The following is a 20,942-nucleotide window of genomic DNA, read 5'->3' as shown; positions in this document are numbered from 1 at the left end:
TTTTTCGAGGTATTGTATGAAACGTGCAGCCATTTTTATATGTGGCCTGTTAGGGTTATGTTTTATTTTTCAGGCTACCGCTGGTGTAACAGTGGGTGCTACGCGAGTTGTTTTCTCCAGTGATATGAAAGAAACATCGCTTTCTGTTAATAATACAGGCATCGACTCAGTTTTTTTGGTCCGCTCCTGGGTCAGCAATTTTGAGGATGAAAGTAAAGCAAGCATACCCTTTATCGCTACCCCGCCACTTTTCAGAATTGAAAAGAACCAAAATAGCATTATTCGTATTGCGCTGAAATCTGCCGCTGGTTTGCCACAAGATCGGGAATCAATTTACTGGATGAATGTTCTGGTGATACCACCATCACAAAAGAAAAGTGATGAAGGCGGTAGCTTACAGTTCTCAGTGAATAACCGATTGAAATTGATTTATCGTCCTGCCGCGTTAAACAATCAAGATTTAAAAGATATATATTCAAAGGTTAAATTCAGCCGCTCGGGCGAAGGTCTAACTGTGACTAACCCTACGCCATATTACGTCTCATTCGGTAAAATTACTGTAAACAACTCACCAGTAACTGAAAGTGTTATGGTTCCGCCTTTGGCAAGTACGAAAATAAAAAAAGCGCCTATGGGTAATGACGTCTCCTGGACGGTTATTGATGATTACGGCGGAATCTCAAAACTAAGTCATGCCAAAATTTAAATTTGAAAAATAAGATCGCTCAACACCATTTTTAATAAGGAAGAATAATGCAGGACGAAAAAGGATTTTCTGCAAGGAAAAAACAACACTCTTTTTTTTTCGGGACTGTTAATCATTGCGGAGTACAGCAGATATTCAAACTAAAAAGTCTGCCCTTATTAATTTTATTGGCATTTAATTATAATTCTTTTGCAGCAGAAGAATTTAGTGCGGAAATGCTCAAAGCTGTCGGCAACGGCGGTAACATGGATGGCGTCGATCTTAATTATTTTGCCAATGAAGGTGGGCAAGCACCTGGCACTTATTCTGTGGATGTCTTCCTGAATAATGAGTTAATTGAAAGACGCTCTGTTATCTTCGTTGATGTTCCTGATTCACCGGGGAAGATTTTCGGTAAAGTGACGCCTGCGCAACTCTATGAGTATGGTGTAAAAGACGACGTTTTCCCGGCATTAAAAACGCAATCTCCAGGTCAGACGCTGGAAAAACCGCTGGTAACCTATATACCAGACGCCACAGAAAAACTCGATCTGGCAGGGGGGAAGTATTACATTACTGTCCCTCAAATCGGCGTTCGGCCACATATCCGAAATGCTGTAGATCCCTCTCTTTGGGATGACGGTATCCCTGCGTTAATGGTGAACTATAACTATTCCGGCTCCGATACTGACGATGAGATCAGCGGTGACTCGCAATCTAACTATTTGAACCTGCGTAGCGGAATTAACCTTGGTGCATGGCGTTTACGTAATTATTCAACCTATGCTGATAATACCAATGATGATGGCGATAAAACGCAATCATGGGATTCAATTCAAACCTATTTGCAACGCGATGTGCGTTTCCTGCAGGGCGGGCAACTGACGCTCGGTGAATACTCCTCGCCGGGTGAAGTTTTCGACAGTGTCCAGTTCACTGGTGCGCAATTATCTTCTGATGACAATATGCTGCCGGACCGTTTACGCCAGTATGCGCCGATAATTCGCGGTATCGCGCGCAGTAACGCTCAGGTGACTATCGAGCAGGATGGCTACACCATCTATCAAACGAACGTGGCACCTGGACCGTTTTCGATTACTGACCTCTATCCCTCCAGTAACGGTGGGGATATGAAAGTAACAATCAAAGAGGCCGATGGGTCGACAACGCAATACACTCAGGCCACCAGTTCAGTGCCAATCCTGCAACGTGAAGGGCGTCTGAAATACAGCGCCACGGCAGGTCGCTATCGTTCTGGCGTGGAAGATGTAGAAGAGCCTTATTTTGGCCAGTTGACCGCAATTTATGGTCTTTCGTCAAACATCACCGCCTATGGTGGCACACAGTTTGCCGATAATTATAAGGCCTCATCGGCGGGCCTGGGTATGGATATGGGCCGAATTGGTGCGTTGTCTTTAGACGTCACCCATGCAGTCAGTACCCTTGAGGGTATCGGTGATAAGACCGGGCAATCCTACCGCCTCATGTATGCGAAAAATATCGATCAAACCGATACCAACTTGCAACTTGCTGGTTATCGTTATTCCACCAAAGGATATTATTCCTTTGACGATGTGCAGAAATTTAGCGCAGAAACGGAAGACGGGCTGGACGAGTTTAATCGTACCCATAATGCTCGCAGTAAAATTCAGGCCAGCATTAATCAGAATATCGCCGACCTTGCTACGATTTATTTTAGCGCCAGTGAACAAGATTATTGGGGAGGCGATGGCAAAGAACTATCATTACAAACCGGATTAACCAGCTCATTTAAAGGTATGACTTACGGCCTGAATTATAGTTATACCAAAAACCCGGGTATTGATGAATCCGATCAGGTTCTGGCATTTAATATGTCTATTCCGTTCAGCGCATTCATGAATTCATCTCAGGCCTGGGCAAGTTATAATATGACTTCGCGTAAAGATGGTTCAACAACACAGCAAGCGGGTGTTAATGGAACATTACTTGAAAATAATAACCTTAGTTATAGCGTTCAACAAGGTTATGAAAATAAAGGCGGCGGTGCCTCAGGGTCTTCCTCATTAGATTATAAAGGTTCATCCGGTGAAGCGCTGGTGGGGTATAGCTATACCGATCAAAATAAACAAATGACCTATGGCCTGTCAGGTGGCGTATTAGTACATGAAAATGGTGTAACGCTTTCTCAATATATGGGCGACAGTGTGACGCTTGTTAAAGCACCTGGGGCATCTGATGTTTACATTGAAAACAGTACGGGTGTGAGTACCGACTGGCGTGGTTATGCTGTCGTACCTTACGCTCAGCCGTACAAGAAAAATGAAGTGAGGCTAAGAACCGAAAGTATGGGTTCGAAACTGGATATTGCAGAACCTTCATTAACCGTTATACCGACCAAGGGCGCAGTCGTCTTGGCGAAATATAATGCCAAAGTAGGCGATCGTGCGTTAATTACGATGACTTACGCAGGTGCACCATTGCCGTTCGGTACTGTAGTTTCTGTCATGGACAGCGAAACAGACAATACAGGCATTGTTGGTGAGAATGGCGAGGTCTATCTGACCGGGCTGGCAGCACAAGGGCGCTTGTTGGCGAAATGGGGTAATGGCACAGAGAAGCAATGCTATGCCAGTTATCAACTCGCGAGCACCCCGGAAACTGCTGAAGATTTGATCAAGCAAGCCTCTGCACAATGCAAATAATTATGAGAAAGATAATGAACAGACAGAATATTCCTTTATTGAAATCGATATGTAATCTGGGGTTATTCATTGCCATTGCTTTGACCTGTTTTGCCGCAAGCGCGGGGTGTCAGAATGTGCAATCTGAAAATAGGTTCCTTACGGTTGTAGACCCTTTGTCAATAACTCGTGAAACACCCATAGGCAGTGTTGTCTATACCAATGCCAATCCGGCAGGGGGGAAGAAATTTGCCGATTCTTGCACTGGTACCTACTTCTATACTATTAAAACGCAAGCCACACGTACGCCTATGGGAAATAATATTTTCGCAAGCGGGACCGGTCAAGGTAGTGCCGGAGGAGTCGGTTTCAGAGTTAAAATAGACGGAGAGGTGGTCAACAATGATTCAACCGTTGTTAGAACGAGCGCGGTTTCACCTCTCATGTCACCTCAGGTCAATATTGAATTTCTGAAAACCGGCACGGTTACGCCGGGTTGGATAACTGGCGTTTTGTTTAGCGTGTATTTACATGATGATAATGGCAACCAATACAAAGTAGGGTCATACAATTTTGAAGCGACAGTTAATGAAATTGGCTGTGATTTTATCGATTCCTCATCCATCTTGGTTCCTATGCCGCCGGTGAGTAATCAGGACTTTGATGGTATCGGCAGTGAATCGAGTAAAACGGCTAATGCAAATATCCGTCTTACCTGCGGTGCCAATACTCCGGTCTATTTCCGCGTATTCAATAATGAAGGTCGCAATAATATCATTCCTGTTTCTTCAGATAGTGAAGCAAAAGGACTTGGGATCCGTCTGGCAATGAATGGTCAGGATCTGGATTTTAATACTTCTTATAATATTGTTAACACAACCCGGGAAATGGATGTCACTATTCCGTTGCAGGCACGTTATGTACAAACTGACGAGCAGATCACGGGGGGCGAACTGAAAGCCACTGCAGCATTTGTTATCCAGTATAATTAATTGCGGTAAACAACGAAGCCCCTGGTGAAAACTGGGGGCTTCGTTGTTTCTTTTTCAATGTGAAGATTCGTACACACCACCACCCGCCCCAAATGGCAGATGAGTAAATCACACTCGTCCCGATAACACGCCTTATTTTTCCATTTATCGGGATGGACAGGAGACGAGTCGTATTGGCGAAAACGACAATGCTTAAAATGAGGTTCAATTCGTGTTATTTGCTGAATATATTTTTCAGAAAAGTTAATTATGGTTATATCTTTTTGAATCATAGAAAATTTATAAGAAAAAAATATATTTTATAAAAAAAAGTGGATTTTACTTTAACTTTGTTAAAGGTATAGTTAAGTAAGGTTTAACTAAAACTGTCTTGCAGCCTGCTATTTACTTTATATACCGTGGTGTTAATGAAAGGCATTATTTGTTTTTTTAGACAAAAACCTTATTTTTACAGAGTGATACATGAAATTTAATTGCTGGTAAGGAGACCAAAATTGAGTATCTTGACTATGATTGATGTTGAGAATACGAACTCTCGTATTTCACCAGAGGTCAGGGGACTGGACAGGATGAAAGAGAACACACTCACCGATCGTTTTAAAATGGTGAAAAATTTTGATCTCAATTTATTGACTACGTTTGAGGCTGTTTTTATTCATCGTAGCGGAACCAAAGCCGCAGATGCCCTTGGCATCACGCCTTCTGCTGTCAGTCAGGCACTGGGGCGCTTACGTGTTCATTATAATGATGCATTGTTCATCAGGGATGGTAAGGCACTGGCACCGACCACCGTTGCGATCGGGATACACGAAGGCCTGGCGGAGGCTTACGACAATTTAGTGGCGAAATTGCAGAATATCTCGTTTGATTCTCTGCCGACCCGACTTGTTGTTCACTGCTCACCTTACATTTCAATGTTTACGATAAACGTGATGCGCAAGGTACTGGATGAAATTGCACCCGACTGTGAAATAGTGCACAGCACGAGCGGCAATTCGATTGCTGAAACTGAAGATGCTCTGATTTTCCGTAAGGCTGACATCATTTTTGACGTTCATCCGCACGTTAGCCATTCCCGGGTTAGCCAGCATATTTCCAGCGAAGTGCCGGTGATGATTTGCCGCCGATCGCATCCTCGCCTTAGAGGGAGCCTGTCAAGGGAGCAGGCTGCGCAAGAGAGCCATATTTTCGTTGATTCCGAGAGTACTAGTCTTTTATCTAACAGGTTGGATGTTAATACTTTGCTGCAAGTTGACAGGAAATGTCGGTTTATCAGCCCTTCATTTCTCTCCATTATCTCGATGGTAGAAACATCCGACATGCTGGCTTTTATCACAGAACGTTTCTATGAAAAAATGAAAAATGCTTTTGATATCCAGAAGTTGTCGACGGATATGACGTTGCCTTCTCAACCGGTCTATATGGTTTACAATAAAGCAGCACTTAATAACCAGTTTTTCTCAACGCTGGTGAGAAAAATGACAGATACTTTTTTGCAGGAATTTCAGAATAATTCCCCGCGTTAATCAGGGTGTAGCAGGAATAAAAAATGCCAGTCAGGTTTCCCTGACTGGCATCTGTTTTTATAGATTTTAACATTTACATCTGGCTGAGATTACAGCGCAGCAATCGTGGCTTTCTGTTCCGCCAGTTTCACTTTCGCTTCACCACAGGCCGTCAGACGTTCGCGCTCTTTGGCGACAACCGCTTCCGGCGCACGCGCCACAAAACCTTCGTTAGACAGCTTGCCTTCGATGGAAGCAATCTCGCCGTCCAGTTTCGCCATCTCTTTGTCCAGACGTGCCAGCTCGGCATCTTTATCAATCAGACCGGCCATTGGGATCAGCAGTTCCGCACCTTCCACCAGCTTAGTAACAGAGACCGGGCCTTTGTCGCCAGCAGGCAGAATGGTGATGGACTCCAGACGCGCCAGAGACTGAATAAAGCTCAGGTTCTGTTCCACACGACGTTGTGCATCCGCACTCGCGCCACGCAACAGCAGTTCCAGTGGCTTGGCCGGAGACAGGTTCATCTCGGCACGCACGTTACGGATAGCGATGATCGCCTGCTTGATCCACTCGAGATCGGCCAGCGCCAGTTCGTCCGCTTTTGCTGCATCAAACTCAGGGAAAGGCTGCAGCATAATGGTTTCTGCTGTGATGCCTTTCAGCGATTTCACGCGCTGCCAGATGGTTTCGGTGATGAATGGAATAATCGGGTGCGCAAGACGCAGCAGACCTTCCAGCACTTCCACCAGCGTATGACGGGTGCCACGCAGTTGCGCTTCGTTGCCACCGTTCATGACCGGTTTGGTCAGCTCAAGATACCAGTCGCAGAACTGGTTCCAGGTGAATTCATACAGAATGCTGGCAGCCAGATCGAAGCGGTAGTTATCCATCGCTTCCCGGTAAGATTTCACCGTGCGGTTATATTCCGCCAGGATCCAGCGGTCAGCCAGTGACAGCTCAAGTTCGCCGCCGTTCAGGCCACAATCCTGATCTTCGGTGTTCATCAGCACGAAGCGGCTGGCGTTCCACAGCTTGTTACAGAAGTTGCGGTAGCCTTCAAGACGCTTCATATCCCAGTTGATGTCACGGCCGGTAGACGCCAGTGCCGCCAGCGTGAAGCGCAGGGCATCAGTACCGTGCGGTTCGATGCCATTCGGGAATTGCTTCTCGGTGCGCTTGCGGATTTTCTCTGCCAGTTGCGGCTGCATCATGTTGCCGGTACGTTTTTCCAGCAGATCTTCCAGCGAGATACCGTCAATCATATCCAGCGGATCGATAACGTTACCTTTGGACTTGGACATTTTCTGCCCTTCGTCGTCACGGATCAGGCCGGTCATATACACGGTGTGGAACGGAACCTGTGGCTTACCGTTTTCGTCTTTCACGAAATGCATGGTCATCATGATCATGCGCGCGATCCAGAAGAAGATGATATCGAAGCCGCTGACGACCACGCTTGAAGGGTGGAAAGCTTTCAGGTCAGGTGTCTGTGCTGGCCAGCCCAGTGTGGAGAACGTCCACAGACCGGAAGAGAACCAGGTGTCGAGCACGTCTTCGTCCTGAGTCAGCACGACGTCTGCGCCCAGGTTGTTCTCGCTGCGCACTTCCGCTTCGTCACGACCAACAAACACGTTGCCTTCGGCGTCATACCACGCCGGAATGCGATGTCCCCACCAAAGCTGACGGGAAATACACCAGTCCTGAATGTCACGCATCCAGCTGAAGTACATGTTTTCGTATTGCTTCGGCACGAACTGAATGTCGCCTTGCTCAACGGCTTCCACCGCAACTTTCGCCAGCGGTGCAGTGCGCACGTACCACTGGTCAGTCAGCATTGGTTCGATAACTACGCCGCCACGGTCACCGTAAGGCACGGTCAGATCGTGAGGTTTGATTTCTTCCAGCAAACCGGCTTCGTCGAAGGCGGCGACCACGGCTTTACGTGCGGCAAAACGCTCAAGGCCACGGAACTGCTCAGGGATATCGTTGGCGCATGCATCGCTTTCTTCGCCGTTAGTATCGAAGATTTCAGCGGTCTGGCGGATGTCACCATCGAAAGTCAGGATATTGATCATCGGCAGGCCGTGACGTTTACCGACTTCATAGTCGTTAAAGTCATGCGCCGGGGTGATCTTCACGCAACCCGTACCTTTTTGCATATCGGCGTGTTCATCGGCAACAATCGGAATACGACGGCCTACCAGCGGGAGAATGATCTCTTTGCCGATCAGATCGCGGTAACGCGGATCTTCCGGGTTAACGGCAACGCCGGTATCACCGAGCACGGTTTCCGGACGCGTGGTGGCGACCACCAGGTAATCTTTGCCTTCAGCGGTTTTCGCGCCGTCAGCCAGCGGATAACGCAGGTGCCACATGGAACCTTTGGATTCGCGGTTTTCCACTTCAAGATCTGAAATCGCGGTACGCAGTTTCGGATCCCAGTTCACCAGACGTTTTCCGCGGTAAATCAGGTCTTCTTTGTACAGACGAACGAACACTTCGCGCACGGCGTCAGACAGGCCTTCGTCCATCGTGAAGCGTTCACGCTCCCAGTCCACGGAATCACCCAGGCGGCGCATCTGGCGGGTAATGGTGCCGCCGGATTCTGCTTTCCAGTCCCAGATTTTGTTGATAAACGCTTCACGGCCGTAATCGTGACGGGTTTTGCCTTCTTCAGCGGCGATTTTACGTTCAACCACCATCTGCGTTGCGATACCCGCATGGTCAGTCCCCGCCTGCCACAGAGTATTTTTCCCCTGCATGCGCTGATAGCGGATCATGGCGTCCATGATGGTTTGCTGGAAAGCATGACCCATGTGCAAGCTGCCGGTGACGTTCGGCGGCGGGATCATGATGGCAAAGCTTTCTTTACTGGTGTCACCATGTGGCTTGAAATAGCCCTGTTGTTCCCAGTGCTCGTAAAGCGGCTGCTCGATGTCTTGCGGGTTATATGTCTTATCCATTTCGCTTCGTATTTTCGTCGGTCAATGTGGTGACTGAGGGCGGCGTGGCCGTCGTCAAAGAGAAACCCACGCTGCGATAGGCTTTGTAGCGTTCGCGCGCAAGTTGTTTAAGGGAATCTTCGTAAGGAACGAAGTCTACCACTTCATGGAAAGCAGTAGCAAAATCTGCAAACTCAGGCAGCAGGCTGATGAGCAAGTCGCGTGGCGCATTGCCGCGTTTTCCCGGCCAGCATAATTCTACCGGCGCACCAAAACGCGGGCCTTCACCGGCCAGATTATGGGGCACAAAGTGGTTCGGCTCGCGTTGCCAGAGCGCTTCATCCAGGCGCTCAGCTTGTTTCTGATCTTCACAGGCCAGCAGAACACGTTTGCCCATCCGGTAACGTTCAGCGGCGACCAGACAGGCCAGTGCTTCGTGCGAGCTGAGCTCGCCACTGGCGTCCGGCGCATCGAGAAGAAAGAAGGTTGCCTGTTTCATGATGAGTTCACTGTGCTGCTGAGAAAAAACAGGGGCGCAACTGGTGCGCCCGCCTGTGGAGGGGCTGGCGAACCAGACCCTGATAGTGGAGATTATATCTTATTTAGCAGAGGAATCACTCATCGCCATCCAGCCCTGCACGGTTGAGCAGGAACTGTGACAACAGCGCAACCGGACGACCGGTTGCGCCTTTGTTCTTGCCTGAACGCCATGCGGTACCGGCGATATCCAGATGTGCCCAACTGTATTTGCGGGTGAAACGCGACAGGAAGCAACCGGCGGTGATAGCACCACCCGGACGGCCACCGATGTTTGCCATATCCGCAAAATTAGAATCCAGCTGTTCCTGATACTCATCAGCCAGCGGCAAACGCCATGCACGGTCACCCGCCTGTTCGGACGCGCCGATCAGTTCATGCGCCAGCGGATTGTGATTCGACAGCAAACCGGTGATGTGATGACCAAGCGCAATCACGCAGGCACCGGTCAGCGTAGCGACGTCAATCACCAGCTCAGGATCGAAACGCTCAACGTAGGTCAGTGCATCGCACAGCACCAGGCGGCCTTCGGCGTCCGTATTCAGCACTTCGACAGTCTGGCCGGACATGGTGGTCAGAATGTCGCCCGGACGGAATGCCTGACCGCCAGGCATGTTTTCACAGCCTGCCAGCACGCCAATGACGTTCAGTGGCAGATTGAGTTCAGCCACCACACGCATCGCACCGTAAACGGCTGCGGCGCCACACATGTCGTACTTCATTTCATCCATATCCGCGGCGGGCTTAATGGAAATACCGCCGGAATCGAAGGTCAGACCTTTACCCACGAGCACGATAGGCTTAGCGTCCGGGTTAGGATTTCCTTTATATTCCATCACCGACATCAGTGATTCGTTTTTCGAACCCTGACCCACCGCCAGATACGCATTCATTCCCAGCTCTTTCATCTGCTGCTCGCCGATAACGCGGGTCGTGATGTTGGTGCTGAATGCATCTGCCAGCTGACGGGCCTGTGACGCCAGATATGCGGCGTTACAGATGTTCGGGGGCATATTGCCGAGATCTTTCGCGGCTTTAATACCGGCTGACACCGCCAGACCGTGTTGAATGGCGCGCTCACCGCTGGTCAGTTCACGGCGGGTCGGCACGTTGAACACCATTTTACGCAGCGGACGGCGCGGCTCGGTTTTGTTGCTTTTCAACTGATCGAAAGTGTAAAGCGACTCTTTGGAGGTTTCGACCGCCTGACGCACTTTCCAGTAAGTATTACGGCCTTTTACGTGCAGCTCGGTGAGGAAGCAAACGGCTTCCATAGAACCGGTGTCGTTCAGGGTGTTAATGGTTTTCTGGATAACCTGCTTGTACTGGCGCTCATCCAGCTCGCGTTCTTTGCCGCACCCAATCAGCAAAATGCGTTCTGAAAGAATATTCGGTACATGATGCAGTAAGAGGGTCTGGCCCACTTTGCCTTCAAGTTCGCCACGGCGAAGCAGGGCGCTGATGTAGCCATCACTGATTTTATCGAGTTGTTCGGCAATCGGTGACAGGCGGCGAGGTTCGAAAACGCCGACTACAATACAGGCACTGCGTTGTTTTTCCGGGCTACCGCTTTTTACGCTGAACTCCATGCACTCTCCTGAATCTTAAAGACAAGGGCGGGAGGTACGGCTAGAATGAGTCGCCGGAGACACTCTCCCGTCATTGTGTTAACGACCTGTGTTAACCTTAAACGGCGTTAGTTTTTATTTTGGCGGCTATAAGCAAGTTCCTATAGGACACCCCAATTCTCGGTGTTGTAATACTATTTTAGCTGCGAAGGTTGCCATATGATGAGAATAAATGACGGATTAGCGATGAAACTAGCGATTTTCCTTCAAAAAGACAAGTTTTCACAGGCGTATTAAGCGTGATCATCATTAGATATCTGGTTAGGGAAACCTTCAAGAGCCAATTTGCCATTCTGTTCATTTTGCTTCTCATCTTCTTCTGTCAGAAGCTGGTCAGAGTGCTCGGAGCAGCGGTCGATGGCGATATCCCAACAAATTTAGTTCTCTCACTTCTGGGCCTTGGCGTTCCGGAGATGGCGCAGCTTATTCTGCCGCTCAGTCTGTTCCTCGGCCTGCTGATGACACTCGGTAAACTTTATACCGACAGTGAAATCACGGTCATGCACGCCTGTGGTCTTGGAAAACGGTCACTGGTCATCGCCGCGCTGGTTCTGGCGCTATTTACGTCAGTTTTTGCCGGCGTGAATGCGATCTGGCTCAGCCCGTGGTCGTCGAAACATCAGGATGAAGTGCTGGCGGAGGCGAAAGCCAACCCGAGCATGGCCGCGATGGTCGAAGGCCAGTTCCAGCAAGCCCAGAACGGCAATGCGGTGCTGTTCGTTGGCAGTGTTAAAGGGAAAGAATTTCATAACGTCTTCCTGGCTCAACTGCGCCCGAACGGCAACCAGCGGCCTTCCGTTGTGGTCGCTGATAAAGGACATATGTTGCAGCGTGCGGACGGTTCCCAGCAGGTGATGCTGGATAAAGGTACCCGTTATGAAGGCACTGCACTGTTGCGTGATTTCCGCGTGACGGATTTCACCGATTATCTGGCGGTTATCGGGCATCAGGCTGTACAGCTTGACCCTAATCAGTCGGATCAGATGACCATGACGCAACTCTGGAATTCCAACGAACCGGAAGCGCGGGCAGAGCTGAACTGGCGTTTAACGCTGATCGTTTCAGTCTTTATTATGGCGTTGCTGGTGGTTCCGCTCAGCGTGGTGAATCCTCGTCAGGGGCGTGTACTCAGTATGCTGCCAGCGATCCTGCTGTATCTGATTTTCTTCCTGCTGCAAACCTCGCTGCGCTCCAACGGTGCCAAAGGTAAGCTGGATCCGATGCTCTGGATGTGGGGAACCAACCTGCTCTACTTTGCACTGGCATTGGTGCTTAATGCATGGGACACCTTGCCGGTTCGCAAGATCCGCGCGCGTCTGAGAGGAGCTGCCTGATGTTTGGCGTATTAGACCGTTACATTGGTCGCACTATTTTCAACACCATCATGATGACGTTGTTCATGCTGGTGTCACTCTCCGGCATCATCAAGTTTGTCGATCAGTTGCGTAAAGTCGGGCAGGGCGGATATTCCGCCGCTGGCGCCGGTTTATACACCCTGCTGAGCGTACCGAAGGATATCGAAATCTTCTTCCCGATGGCAGCGCTGCTGGGCGCATTGCTGGGCCTCGGCACGCTGGCAACACGCAGCGAGCTGGTAGTGATGCAGGCATCCGGTTTCACCCGCATGCAGATTGCCGCCTCCGTGATGAAAACGGCGATTCCGCTGGTGTTGCTGACCATGGCGATTGGTGAATGGGTTGCGCCGCAGGGCGAACAAATGGCGCGTAACTACCGTGCGCAACAGATGTACGGTGGCTCACTGCTTTCCACGCAAAACGGAGTGTGGGCAAAAGACGGTCACGATTTTATCTACATCGAACGCGTGGCGGGTGAAAAAGAGCTGACCGGCGTCAACATCTATCATTTCAATGAAGAGAATAAACTGCAGTCAGTCCGTTACGCGTCATCCGCGACCTTTGATAATGGTGAGTGGAAACTCTCTCAGGTGGATGAATCTGATCTGACGGATCAACTGCAAATCACCGGTTCGCAGACGCTGACCGGCGTATGGAAAACCAACCTGACGCCGGACAAACTCGGTGTGGTTGCGCTCGACCCAGATGCATTGTCGATCAGCGGCCTGCACAACTATGTGAAATACCTGAAGCAGAGCGGGCAGGAAGCAAAACGTTACCAGCTGAATATGTGGAGTAAAATCTTCTCGCCACTGTCGGTTGCGGTGATGATGCTGATGGCGCTGTCGTTCATCTTCGGGCCTTTACGCAGCGTACCGATGGGGGTGCGCGTGGTGACCGGTATTTGCTTCGGTTTTCTGTTCTACGTGCTTGACCAGATATTCGGCCCGTTAAGCCTGGTTTACAGCATTCCGCCGATTCTGGGCGCATTGCTGCCGAGCGGGCTTTTCTTCGTCATCAGCATGTTCTTACTGCTGAAAAAACGCTAAATCCGGCAGTACAGATAAACAAAAAGCAGGCTCTTTTCAGAGGCCTGCTTTTTACATCTGAATTCTGAATTCTGAATATTGAGAACTGAGCCGTCAGATCTCGTTATTACGCACCAGATCGGCCACCAGATTGTTCACGCCATCGCTCATATTTTTAAACTTGGTCAGTTCGCTGCGGGTCACAACCACGAACACGCCTACACCGCGCTGCGGCACCATCGCGACATACGTGATAAAGCCACCACCTCCGCCGGTTTTCTGAATGATACGTGGCAGCAACGGCGTCGGCGCCATCGTTACCCAGCCCATTCCCAGCGAGTCCGCCATTCCCGGTACATCCATTCCTTTGAGCGAGACCAGATCCGTACGCTTGTAATACATCTTCTGCGCCATATCGGCGGTCGTGGTGCGTTGCCCGAGGAACTGACGCATCCAGCGGCCCATATCGGCAGGCGTGGAATAAAGCCCCCCGCTGCCTGCTGCCGCAATAGTGTTGATACACGGGCTCGGACGCAGACCTTCCATCAGGCGTGAACACTGGCTGGCGTTTGGCGTCAGCGTGGTATCGACCATGCCGAGCGGCTGAGTGATTTGCTCGCGCAGTAACTGGGTATAAGGCTGATTAGCGGCTTTCGATAACGCATCGGACAGCAGGTCAAACGCCAGATTTGAGTAAGAGGCGCGTGCACCCGGCGGCACAGTCAGTTTGGCGACACTCAGCCAGCTCCAGCGATCACTTTTAGTCGGCCAGGTGAAGACTGCACGATGTGCGACACCGCCCGGCTGCTCGCGCGGCAAACCGCTGGTGTGGGTGGCGAGATTCAGCAGGGTGATCGGATTTGTGCCGCTGTAAGCAGGAACACGGGCACCGGCCGGGGCGTATTTACGCAACGGATCGTTAATACTGACTTTGCCCTGCTGCGCCATTTTTACCAGCACTTCACTGGTAATAAGTTTGGTCAGCGAGGCGATACGCACCACAGAGTCTTCACGCGGTCGCACATCGGAACCGGGACGGGTTTCCCCGAAGCTGCGGAAAACCTGCTGATTGTTATCAACGACAACCAGCGCCATTCCCATCGCGCCGCTGCCGTAAAAGATGTGTTCTGCATGGTCATCCACGACCTGCGACGCCAGACGCGCATTCTGCTGCGCGTGGCTCCATAAAGGCGTACTGGCGAAGGCCAGCGCGAGGAGCGAAAGTGAGAGTTTTTTCAACAAGCTGGTATCCATCAACAGGGCAAGATCTATTCGTGATTTGTATACTAATGCGAAGTTTGAGAAACGGCATTGGAAAAACGTGGGTAAACAGAAGATTTTTGTCAGCAAATCCTCACTGAGCTGCGGTGTATGACTGTTTTTTCAACACTTAAACCGAACAAGGCGGGATAACTATTGCGTGACCGGCTGGGCTGGGTATAATGCCCACGTTTTCCGCATACTACTTTCAGTGCCGAAGTGGCGAAATCGGTAGACGCAGTTGATTCAAAATCAACCGCCGCAAGGTGTGCCGGTTCGAGTCCGGCCTTCGGCACCATTAGTATGTAAATTAAGTCACCTGCGGGTGGCTTTTTTTATGTCTAAAATCAGTTCATTTGGGCTTTTTGTGCACTTTCCACCCCCTCTCATGCGATTTACACTGATGTAATAATTACCCGCCCCCCAAATCAGGAAAATTCTTCATGGCACTGGAACCCGCAATCGCCGGGCTTGTTAATGACTTCATCGCTGCAGGTCGCCCGTCGTCGCGCAGTCAGACTTTTGCACAGCGCCACGCCGGATATATCGCCAGCACAGTTTTAGCGGGTGATATTGAGCCACGTGCAGAGGTTGAGGATATGGTTATCGACGGCATCTCGTTACGCATCTTCTCTCCGCTGAATGCAGAAGGCGCACTGCCTGCCGTTATCTATTATCACGGTGGTTGTTTTGTCAGTGGCGGTTTTGCAACGCATGATAATCAACTCCGTCAGCTTGCTTTTTACAGCGGCAGTCGGGTGATTGCGGTGCAATATCGCTTAGCGCCTGAACACACCTACCCCGCCGCGCATGACGACGCAGAACTGGCGGCAAATTTTATCTGGCAGAATGCTGAAAGGCTTGGCATAGAGCTTGGCCGGATAACGCTGATGGGCGACAGCGCAGGCGGACATCTGGCTCTGATCACCGCGCTGCGCCTGCGAAATACCGGGCAGTGGCTGCCGCATCTGCTGGTACTGATTTACCCGATGCTGGACGCGATGGCAGCATCTGACAGCCACAAGCGCAATGGCGATGATTACGTGCTGACCAGCGACACGCTGCTCAGCGGGTTCGAAGCTTATTATCCGCAAACGGATTTCATGCATCCAGAAGTCAGCCCGTTATGGCGTGATGATTTTTCTGGGTTGCCGCCGGTTCACATCATCACGGCGGAATACGATCCGCTATGCGATGAAGGTGAAGCGCTGTTCTCCCGGCTGACAGAGCAGGGCGTGAATTGCACCGCACAGCGCTATCTGGGGGTGATCCACGGTTTTTTCCAACTCGGTGGAATCAGCCAGACAGCGCGTAATGTGATGCAGGATATCGCCGCGCGTGTCAGTTCATCGGATACACCGTAAGCTTTTTGCTTCTTGCGAGCCCGCTGTTGGCCTGCTCGCATAATTCAAAGAGCACAGGGATCAGGTGAGCGGAAGCTTTCAGATAATCGCTGACCTGCGAAATCCCTTCCGGGAGTAATATCTCGCTGTTCTCCAGTCCTTCGCTTAAGCACAACAGCCCCTGACATAACCCGCCGGCGGATTCTGACGCCAGCGCATTGAGGTCATACAGCTGAGCATCATCAAAGTGACTGAAATCCAGCCCGGCGATAAGCGAGCGAAAGACGGAGATAGAGTTAGTAGTGAACGCGGTGTGGTTATCAGAATCAGTCATACAAGTCATTCCATTGTCAGTGAGTCGAGGCCCCCGGTACTGGCGAGGTGATTGCCGCTGCCAGAGAACTCTATGCCTGTTCGTACGCCAAAGAAATAACCTGTTTATATTTACAGTGTTTTGTTGTCAGATCTGGAATGTGTCTCGCAAAATCCGTTCCGGGAATTGGGGATATTCACCACCAGAACGCTATTCATGAGATAAAAATTGAAATGGGTGAATGAATAACAGTATTTACCGGATATTATTCTGGCGATGTTGAAAACCACTCAAATTAAAATAATGAAAGCGGGGGGTTGTCACGTAGTGTTATTATCACGCTGGCATGATTTACTTATTGATGCTATTTTTCTGATGTAATTGTTATTAAGTATTTCAATTCTGGCATTCTTATCGTTTACGATTGATGGATTACTCATCGTATTGATACCTGTTTAATCAATAATACAAATAATGTTTCTATGAGTTACATTTAAAAACCTGTTTGTTTAATAATTCACCTAAACATATTTTTCTCTTATAGGGAACTTTCTGAATTTTCACTTTGTCCTCCGTCATACCTATGTTAATTATTTATACGCGGCGCAAGACCGCACACACATCACATAAATAATAAAGACAGGGTAATAATGAGCAATTTAAAAGCGTCAATCTTAATTGGCGGCGTCGTGCTGTCGGCATTATCTGCCAGCGCCCAGGCCGAGATTACTGTTTTAGATAAAAATCCTCAGAGTAATGCTTTGCTGGCGCCATTAAGTTTACAGGTAGGCGGGAGCATCCGCCCTGAGTGGATTTTCAATAACGGCCCGGAGCCGGGTTATTATAAAAATGGTCACGATGGCGGCACCCGTTTCCGCTTCCGTGGTGATTATAAACTGACGCAAGACACCTCCGTCATCGCTTACTACGAGCTGGGTGTGGACATGGCGAACCTTCTGGGTATGAATGATCATTATCCGGAAGGCGGTCAGCGTGATACTCAGCGTCAGTTATATGCGGGCTTTAAAGACGATCGTTACGGGACATTAACCTACGGCCACCAGTACGGTATTTATTATTCCGTTGTCGGGATTAAAAGTGACGTCTGGGATAACGATGGCCATGCGGGCGGTACGGGTATTGGTATTAACGGCAGTTACGATGGCGCGAATAAGCCGAAAAGTAGCCTGAAATATACCAACGACTTTGGCCCTGTGACGTTATATGCCAACTATTTATTGCCGGAAGATGAAATTCAGGCGGGCGAGAATCAGCATTATCGCCGCAATAATGGTGGCGGTTTAGGGTTCGATTATAAACTCACCAAAGATTTAGTCTGGAGTGCGGCTTATAGCCTGACTGATGCCACGGTTAAAGATAATCAATATAACGAAAAAGATTATCATCAACAGTTATCTGGTACGGCTTTAACCTGGCAGCCAAATAACTGGTACATCGTCGGGACCGGCAGCTATTACAAAGATTTCGTGCCGAGCACCCGTGAAAATCCTGTCGATCATTACTTCGCAGGCAGCGGTTACGGTGTGGAAGGTTTCGTCGGTTATACCTTTAATATCGACAAGCCGTTCCTGAAATCTATCCAGCCATACGTTGCAGCCGATTCCCTGCAACTGAAAGGCGGCGAAGAATATCACGCGAACCACGTTTATCTGGGCGCGGGTACCACCATCGGTTACGGTTTGTCTGTTTACGTGGAGCGCACATTAGCGCACACCACAGACGACGAAGCTGACGCCACCTGGGTTACCGTTTTCTACGATTTCTAATTCACATGCCTCGTGGATCATCAGGCCAGCGCATTTGCGCTGGCTTTTTTAAGAAAGAAATTTCCTTTTATTGCGTTCATGTTAAACTTTCTGAAAAACGCATCGGAGGCAATAATGGCTATTTTAGAGTTTATTAGTGATGATGATTTTCTAAAAGAAGTAGAAAACTTGTTATCAAAAGCAAGAGCACAAAAAACAAAGGCAGAAAAAACTTTTAACAGAAATGTTATTGATCCTTTTGGGGCTTTATTTGAAGCGCAAAGTTTTCCAAGCCATTTAGCTTGGCGAAATTCTGAAATGGCGAGGCAACGGCAAAAGACAATACAAAACCATGTTGGTACTTTCCATCAGAAAATATTAGGCCATGTTGAAGGATGGGAAGATATGAATATAGGGAGTATTATCGATCTTGTTAATAAAGATAAGAAAATCATAGCTGAAGTTAAAAACAAATATTCTACTGTGACAGGGGGGGATTTAGCGGGCACATATCAGGCTTTGAGTGATCTCGTTTCTCCTAAACACAGCGGTTTTAAAGGTTACTGTTCTTATTTTGTTAATATTATTCCTAAGAAGACTGAGCGATTTGATAAACCATTTACGCCTTCAGATAAAAAAATAGGTAGCCTTTGTCCTATTAATGAGAATATTAGAATTATAGATGGCGCAAGTTTTTATTCCCTTGTAACAGGTCGGTTTAATGCACTGAGAGAGATGCATAATGCATTACCTGATGCAATCGAATTCATTAGTCATGATAGATTTAAAGAAGATCACTATGTGCTACCTAATAGAGAAGAATTCATGCAATATTTTAATCTTGCGTATGGTGATGAGTAACCATGACTAAGGTTTGACAGGGTTACTGGAAGCATGTACAGTGGTAACCATGATTAACGTTGGATTTTAACTCATGACTAAAGAAGTGTACTCTCTCGCAGAAGTGGCTGATATCCTTGGTGTTTCTAAGGAGACGTTGAGACGTTGGGATGCCAATGGAACTTTACTGTCAGATAGAAATGCTGATAATAATTATAGAACATATAATAAAACGCAGTTAGAAAAATTTGAGCAAGCACAGTTCATATTTAGTAATGAATGGGTCGAAGAAAAATTGAATGAACAAATATCCAATTTTAGTGTACTCGAATTGTTTGCTGGGGCAGGCGGTATGGCATTAGGGCTTGAGAAAGCAGGATTGAAAGCTCTAATGTTAAATGAAATTGATCGTCATGCTTGTAATACGTTGAGAAAAAATAGACCTGAATGGTTAGTTGAAGAAGACGATGTCAGTAACATCGATTTCACCCGTTTCAAAAATAAAGTTGATGTTCTGGCTGGGGGATTTCCGTGCCAAGCCTTTTCTTATGCTGGTAAAAAATTAGGTTTTGAAGATACTCGGGGAACCCTTTTTTTTGAGTTCGCGAGAGCAGTAAAAGAAACATCACCTAAAATAATTCTAGCTGAGAATGTTAGGGGGCTTTTATCACATGATGAAGGAAGGACTCTAACAACTATAAAAGAAGTTATTTATGATCTTGGTTACGAGTTAATAGAACCGCGGGTCATGAAAGCTATATTTTATAAAGTACCCCAAAAAAGAGAACGCTTGATACTAATTGCGATCCGAAAAGATTTAGTTGGCAAGGCAAAATTTGAATGGCCTTCAACATATAATAAAGTCCTTACTCTGAAAGATGCCTTGAAGAAAGGGGAGTTATATGATTCCGATGTTGAGGAATCAGAAGGGCAAAAATATCCTAAACGAAAAGCTGAGATCCTATCCATGGTTCCACCTGGAGGATACTGGCGAGATCTCCCCATTGATATCCAAAAAGAGTACATGCTTAAAAGTTTCTACTTGGGGGGAGGCAAAACAGGTATGGCAAGAAGGCTGTCTTGGGATGAACCGAGCTTGACCTTAACTTGTGCGCCGGCTCAGAAGCAGACTGAACGATGCCATCCTGAAGAAACCCGACCTCTCACCGTTAGGGAATATGCTCGCATACAAACTTTCCCAGATGATTGGGAATTCACTGGACCTATCTCTGCAAAGTATAAACAGATTGGGAATGCTGTTCCTGTAAATCTTTCATTTGCTATTGGAAATTCGATTGTAAAAATGCTCAATGATATGAAGTGATTCTCAATAAAATCTTTAATTTATATAACCAGTGCATTTATCTAATGCGCTGGTTCTTTATTCTTTAGCCCTTAATATTGAAGTTGAATTTTTTCCGCTGCTTCGACGTTTATCACATCGTCATCGCTGAATGGCATTTCCAGCGTCTGATACAGCACTTCCAGCCGTTCACACAGAATATATCCCAGCAGGTCTTTTGCCTGCGGATTATCCAGCGACACAATGGCATAAGATAACGCACGACAGTGATCGACGATCTCTTCCAGTTCCAGCGAGGTATTGTCGTAAAGGTTAGGCATTGTGGGCCTCCGGTGCGGAGGTGTTTGAAAAAGCAGTGTTAGAAAATTCCATTTTAATACTCCAGCTGATAGTTGATTAACTACCTCCAGAGACGCTAATCCCGATGGTGGCAGCTCAAACAGCGTTAGCGTTCCGGCCAGTCTGGAATCCGGTGCTTCGTGAGAAGCCACTGTCTGAGCCACCATAATTTGGGTGAGTGCAGACCGTACCATATTTACCCTATTTTCATAGAGTTGATGGCACCAAACTAGGACAGAACGCTAATTCTGACTGCGGATTTTGCCGCAGCGAAGAGAGTCTAATACGTGGGAATTTATACAGTGAGAGGAATTTTTAGGCAGTTTTCAGTTTTGCGAGATGTCTTGGAAAAGGGATGAAAAGGTGACCTGCCCCCAGGATTAGATACAACCGTCAGTTAGTAATGTCGGTTTGTTTACCTTCACATTTTCCATTTCGCC

16 protein-coding genes and 1 tRNA gene are annotated in these 20,942 nt (G+C 48.3%); 11 read left to right on the top strand and 6 right to left on the bottom strand.

All coding sequences use genetic code 11. The features are described from left to right. Positions 1–16 precede the first annotated feature (16 nt). The 4 genes from DXU84_RS22960 to DXU84_RS22945 all read left to right on the top strand — a co-directional run bounded on the left by DXU84_RS22960 (position 17) and on the right by DXU84_RS22945 (position 5,866). Entirely contained in the window at positions 17–706 is a 690-nt protein-coding gene (locus DXU84_RS22960; protein WP_013577152.1) for a molecular chaperone, read from the top strand. A 47-nt stretch (positions 707–753) separates the two neighbouring features. Continuing rightward, entirely contained in the window at positions 754–3,369 is a 2,616-nt protein-coding gene (locus DXU84_RS22955) for a fimbria/pilus outer membrane usher protein (RefSeq protein ID WP_153376720.1), read from the top strand. 14 nt (positions 3,370–3,383) lie between these two features. Continuing rightward, a complete protein-coding gene (locus DXU84_RS22950) occupies positions 3,384–4,340 on the top strand; it encodes a fimbrial protein (protein WP_158537031.1) in 957 nt (318 codons plus the stop codon). Between the two features lie 494 nt (positions 4,341–4,834). Next, complete coding sequence (locus tag DXU84_RS22945; RefSeq protein WP_205569701.1) at positions 4,835–5,866, top strand: LysR family transcriptional regulator; 1,032 nt, start codon at positions 4,835–4,837, stop codon at positions 5,864–5,866. An 89-nt stretch (positions 5,867–5,955) separates the two neighbouring features. Here DXU84_RS22945 and DXU84_RS22940 read toward each other — a convergent pair whose 3' ends face one another. The 3 genes from DXU84_RS22940 to pepA form a co-directional block, all read right to left on the bottom strand. Then, a complete protein-coding gene (locus DXU84_RS22940) occupies positions 5,956–8,811 on the bottom strand; it encodes a valine--tRNA ligase (RefSeq protein WP_112151030.1) in 2,856 nt (951 codons plus the stop codon). Continuing rightward, positions 8,804–9,289 carry a DNA polymerase III subunit chi gene (locus DXU84_RS22935; protein ID WP_013577147.1) on the bottom strand — a complete coding sequence of 162 codons (486 nt, stop codon included), beginning with the start codon at positions 9,287–9,289 and terminating at the stop codon, positions 8,804–8,806. The genes DXU84_RS22940 and DXU84_RS22935 overlap by 8 nt, the downstream gene beginning before the upstream one ends. Positions 9,290–9,404: 115 nt before the next feature. Next, positions 9,405–10,916, bottom strand: coding sequence for a leucyl aminopeptidase (gene pepA, locus DXU84_RS22930; RefSeq protein WP_013577146.1), 1,512 nt, complete (start codon positions 10,914–10,916; stop codon positions 9,405–9,407). A gap of 278 nt (positions 10,917–11,194) precedes the next feature. Between pepA and lptF the strand changes: the two genes are divergently transcribed. Then, positions 11,195–12,289, top strand: a complete 1,095-nt coding sequence (gene lptF, locus DXU84_RS22925) for an LPS export ABC transporter permease LptF (RefSeq protein WP_013577145.1) — start codon at positions 11,195–11,197, stop codon at positions 12,287–12,289. Continuing rightward, complete coding sequence (gene lptG, locus DXU84_RS22920; RefSeq protein WP_013577144.1) at positions 12,289–13,359, top strand: LPS export ABC transporter permease LptG; 1,071 nt, start codon at positions 12,289–12,291, stop codon at positions 13,357–13,359. Before lptF ends, lptG begins: the two co-directional genes overlap by 1 nt. Before the next feature lie 93 nt (positions 13,360–13,452). Here lptG and ampH read toward each other — a convergent pair whose 3' ends face one another. After that, positions 13,453–14,592, bottom strand: coding sequence for a D-alanyl-D-alanine-carboxypeptidase/endopeptidase AmpH (gene ampH, locus DXU84_RS22915; protein ID WP_013577143.1), 1,140 nt, complete (start codon positions 14,590–14,592; stop codon positions 13,453–13,455). Positions 14,593–14,811: 219 nt separating this feature from the next. On the opposite strand from ampH, the gene DXU84_RS22910 reads away from it, so the two are divergent. Together DXU84_RS22910 and DXU84_RS22905 are read left to right on the top strand one after the other, a co-directional pair. Next, positions 14,812–14,896, top strand: a tRNA-Leu gene (locus DXU84_RS22910). A gap of 145 nt (positions 14,897–15,041) precedes the next feature. Then, on the top strand, positions 15,042–15,962 hold the full coding sequence (locus tag DXU84_RS22905) for an alpha/beta hydrolase (RefSeq protein WP_153376719.1): 921 nt from the start codon (positions 15,042–15,044) through the stop codon (positions 15,960–15,962). Here the strand turns inward: DXU84_RS22905 and DXU84_RS22900 are convergent. Further along, positions 15,940–16,275, bottom strand: coding sequence for a hypothetical protein (locus DXU84_RS22900; RefSeq protein WP_013577141.1), 336 nt, complete (start codon positions 16,273–16,275; stop codon positions 15,940–15,942). The two genes, DXU84_RS22905 and DXU84_RS22900, sit on opposite strands and share 23 nt — an antisense overlap. Positions 16,276–16,904: 629 nt before the next feature. On the opposite strand from DXU84_RS22900, the gene DXU84_RS22895 reads away from it, so the two are divergent. The 3 genes from DXU84_RS22895 (at position 16,905) to dcm (ending at position 20,184) form a co-directional block, all read left to right on the top strand. Further along, positions 16,905–18,041 (top strand): porin, encoded by a 1,137-nt coding sequence (locus DXU84_RS22895; protein ID WP_112151027.1) that lies wholly within the window; start codon positions 16,905–16,907, stop codon positions 18,039–18,041. 114 nt (positions 18,042–18,155) lie between these two features. Next, positions 18,156–18,881, top strand: a complete 726-nt coding sequence (locus DXU84_RS22890) for an Eco47II family restriction endonuclease (RefSeq protein ID WP_153376718.1) — start codon at positions 18,156–18,158, stop codon at positions 18,879–18,881. A 73-nt stretch (positions 18,882–18,954) separates the two neighbouring features. Next, the gene (dcm, locus tag DXU84_RS22885; protein WP_153376717.1) at positions 18,955–20,184 is read left to right on the top strand and encodes a DNA (cytosine-5-)-methyltransferase; all 1,230 of its coding nucleotides are present in this window, start codon (positions 18,955–18,957) and stop codon (positions 20,182–20,184) included. 71 nt (positions 20,185–20,255) lie between these two features. Here dcm and DXU84_RS22880 read toward each other — a convergent pair whose 3' ends face one another. Beyond that, the gene (locus DXU84_RS22880; protein ID WP_153376716.1) at positions 20,256–20,483 is read right to left on the bottom strand and encodes a hypothetical protein; all 228 of its coding nucleotides are present in this window, start codon (positions 20,481–20,483) and stop codon (positions 20,256–20,258) included. Between the last annotated feature and the right edge of the window lie 459 nt (positions 20,484–20,942).

This window comes from Rahnella sp. RcJ3 (genome assembly GCF_009498575.1).
Taxonomy (GTDB): domain Bacteria; phylum Pseudomonadota; class Gammaproteobacteria; order Enterobacterales; family Enterobacteriaceae; genus Rahnella; species Rahnella aceris.
Note: the sequence above shows the minus strand (reverse complement) of the source record. Positions and strands in the feature narration are given on the sequence as shown.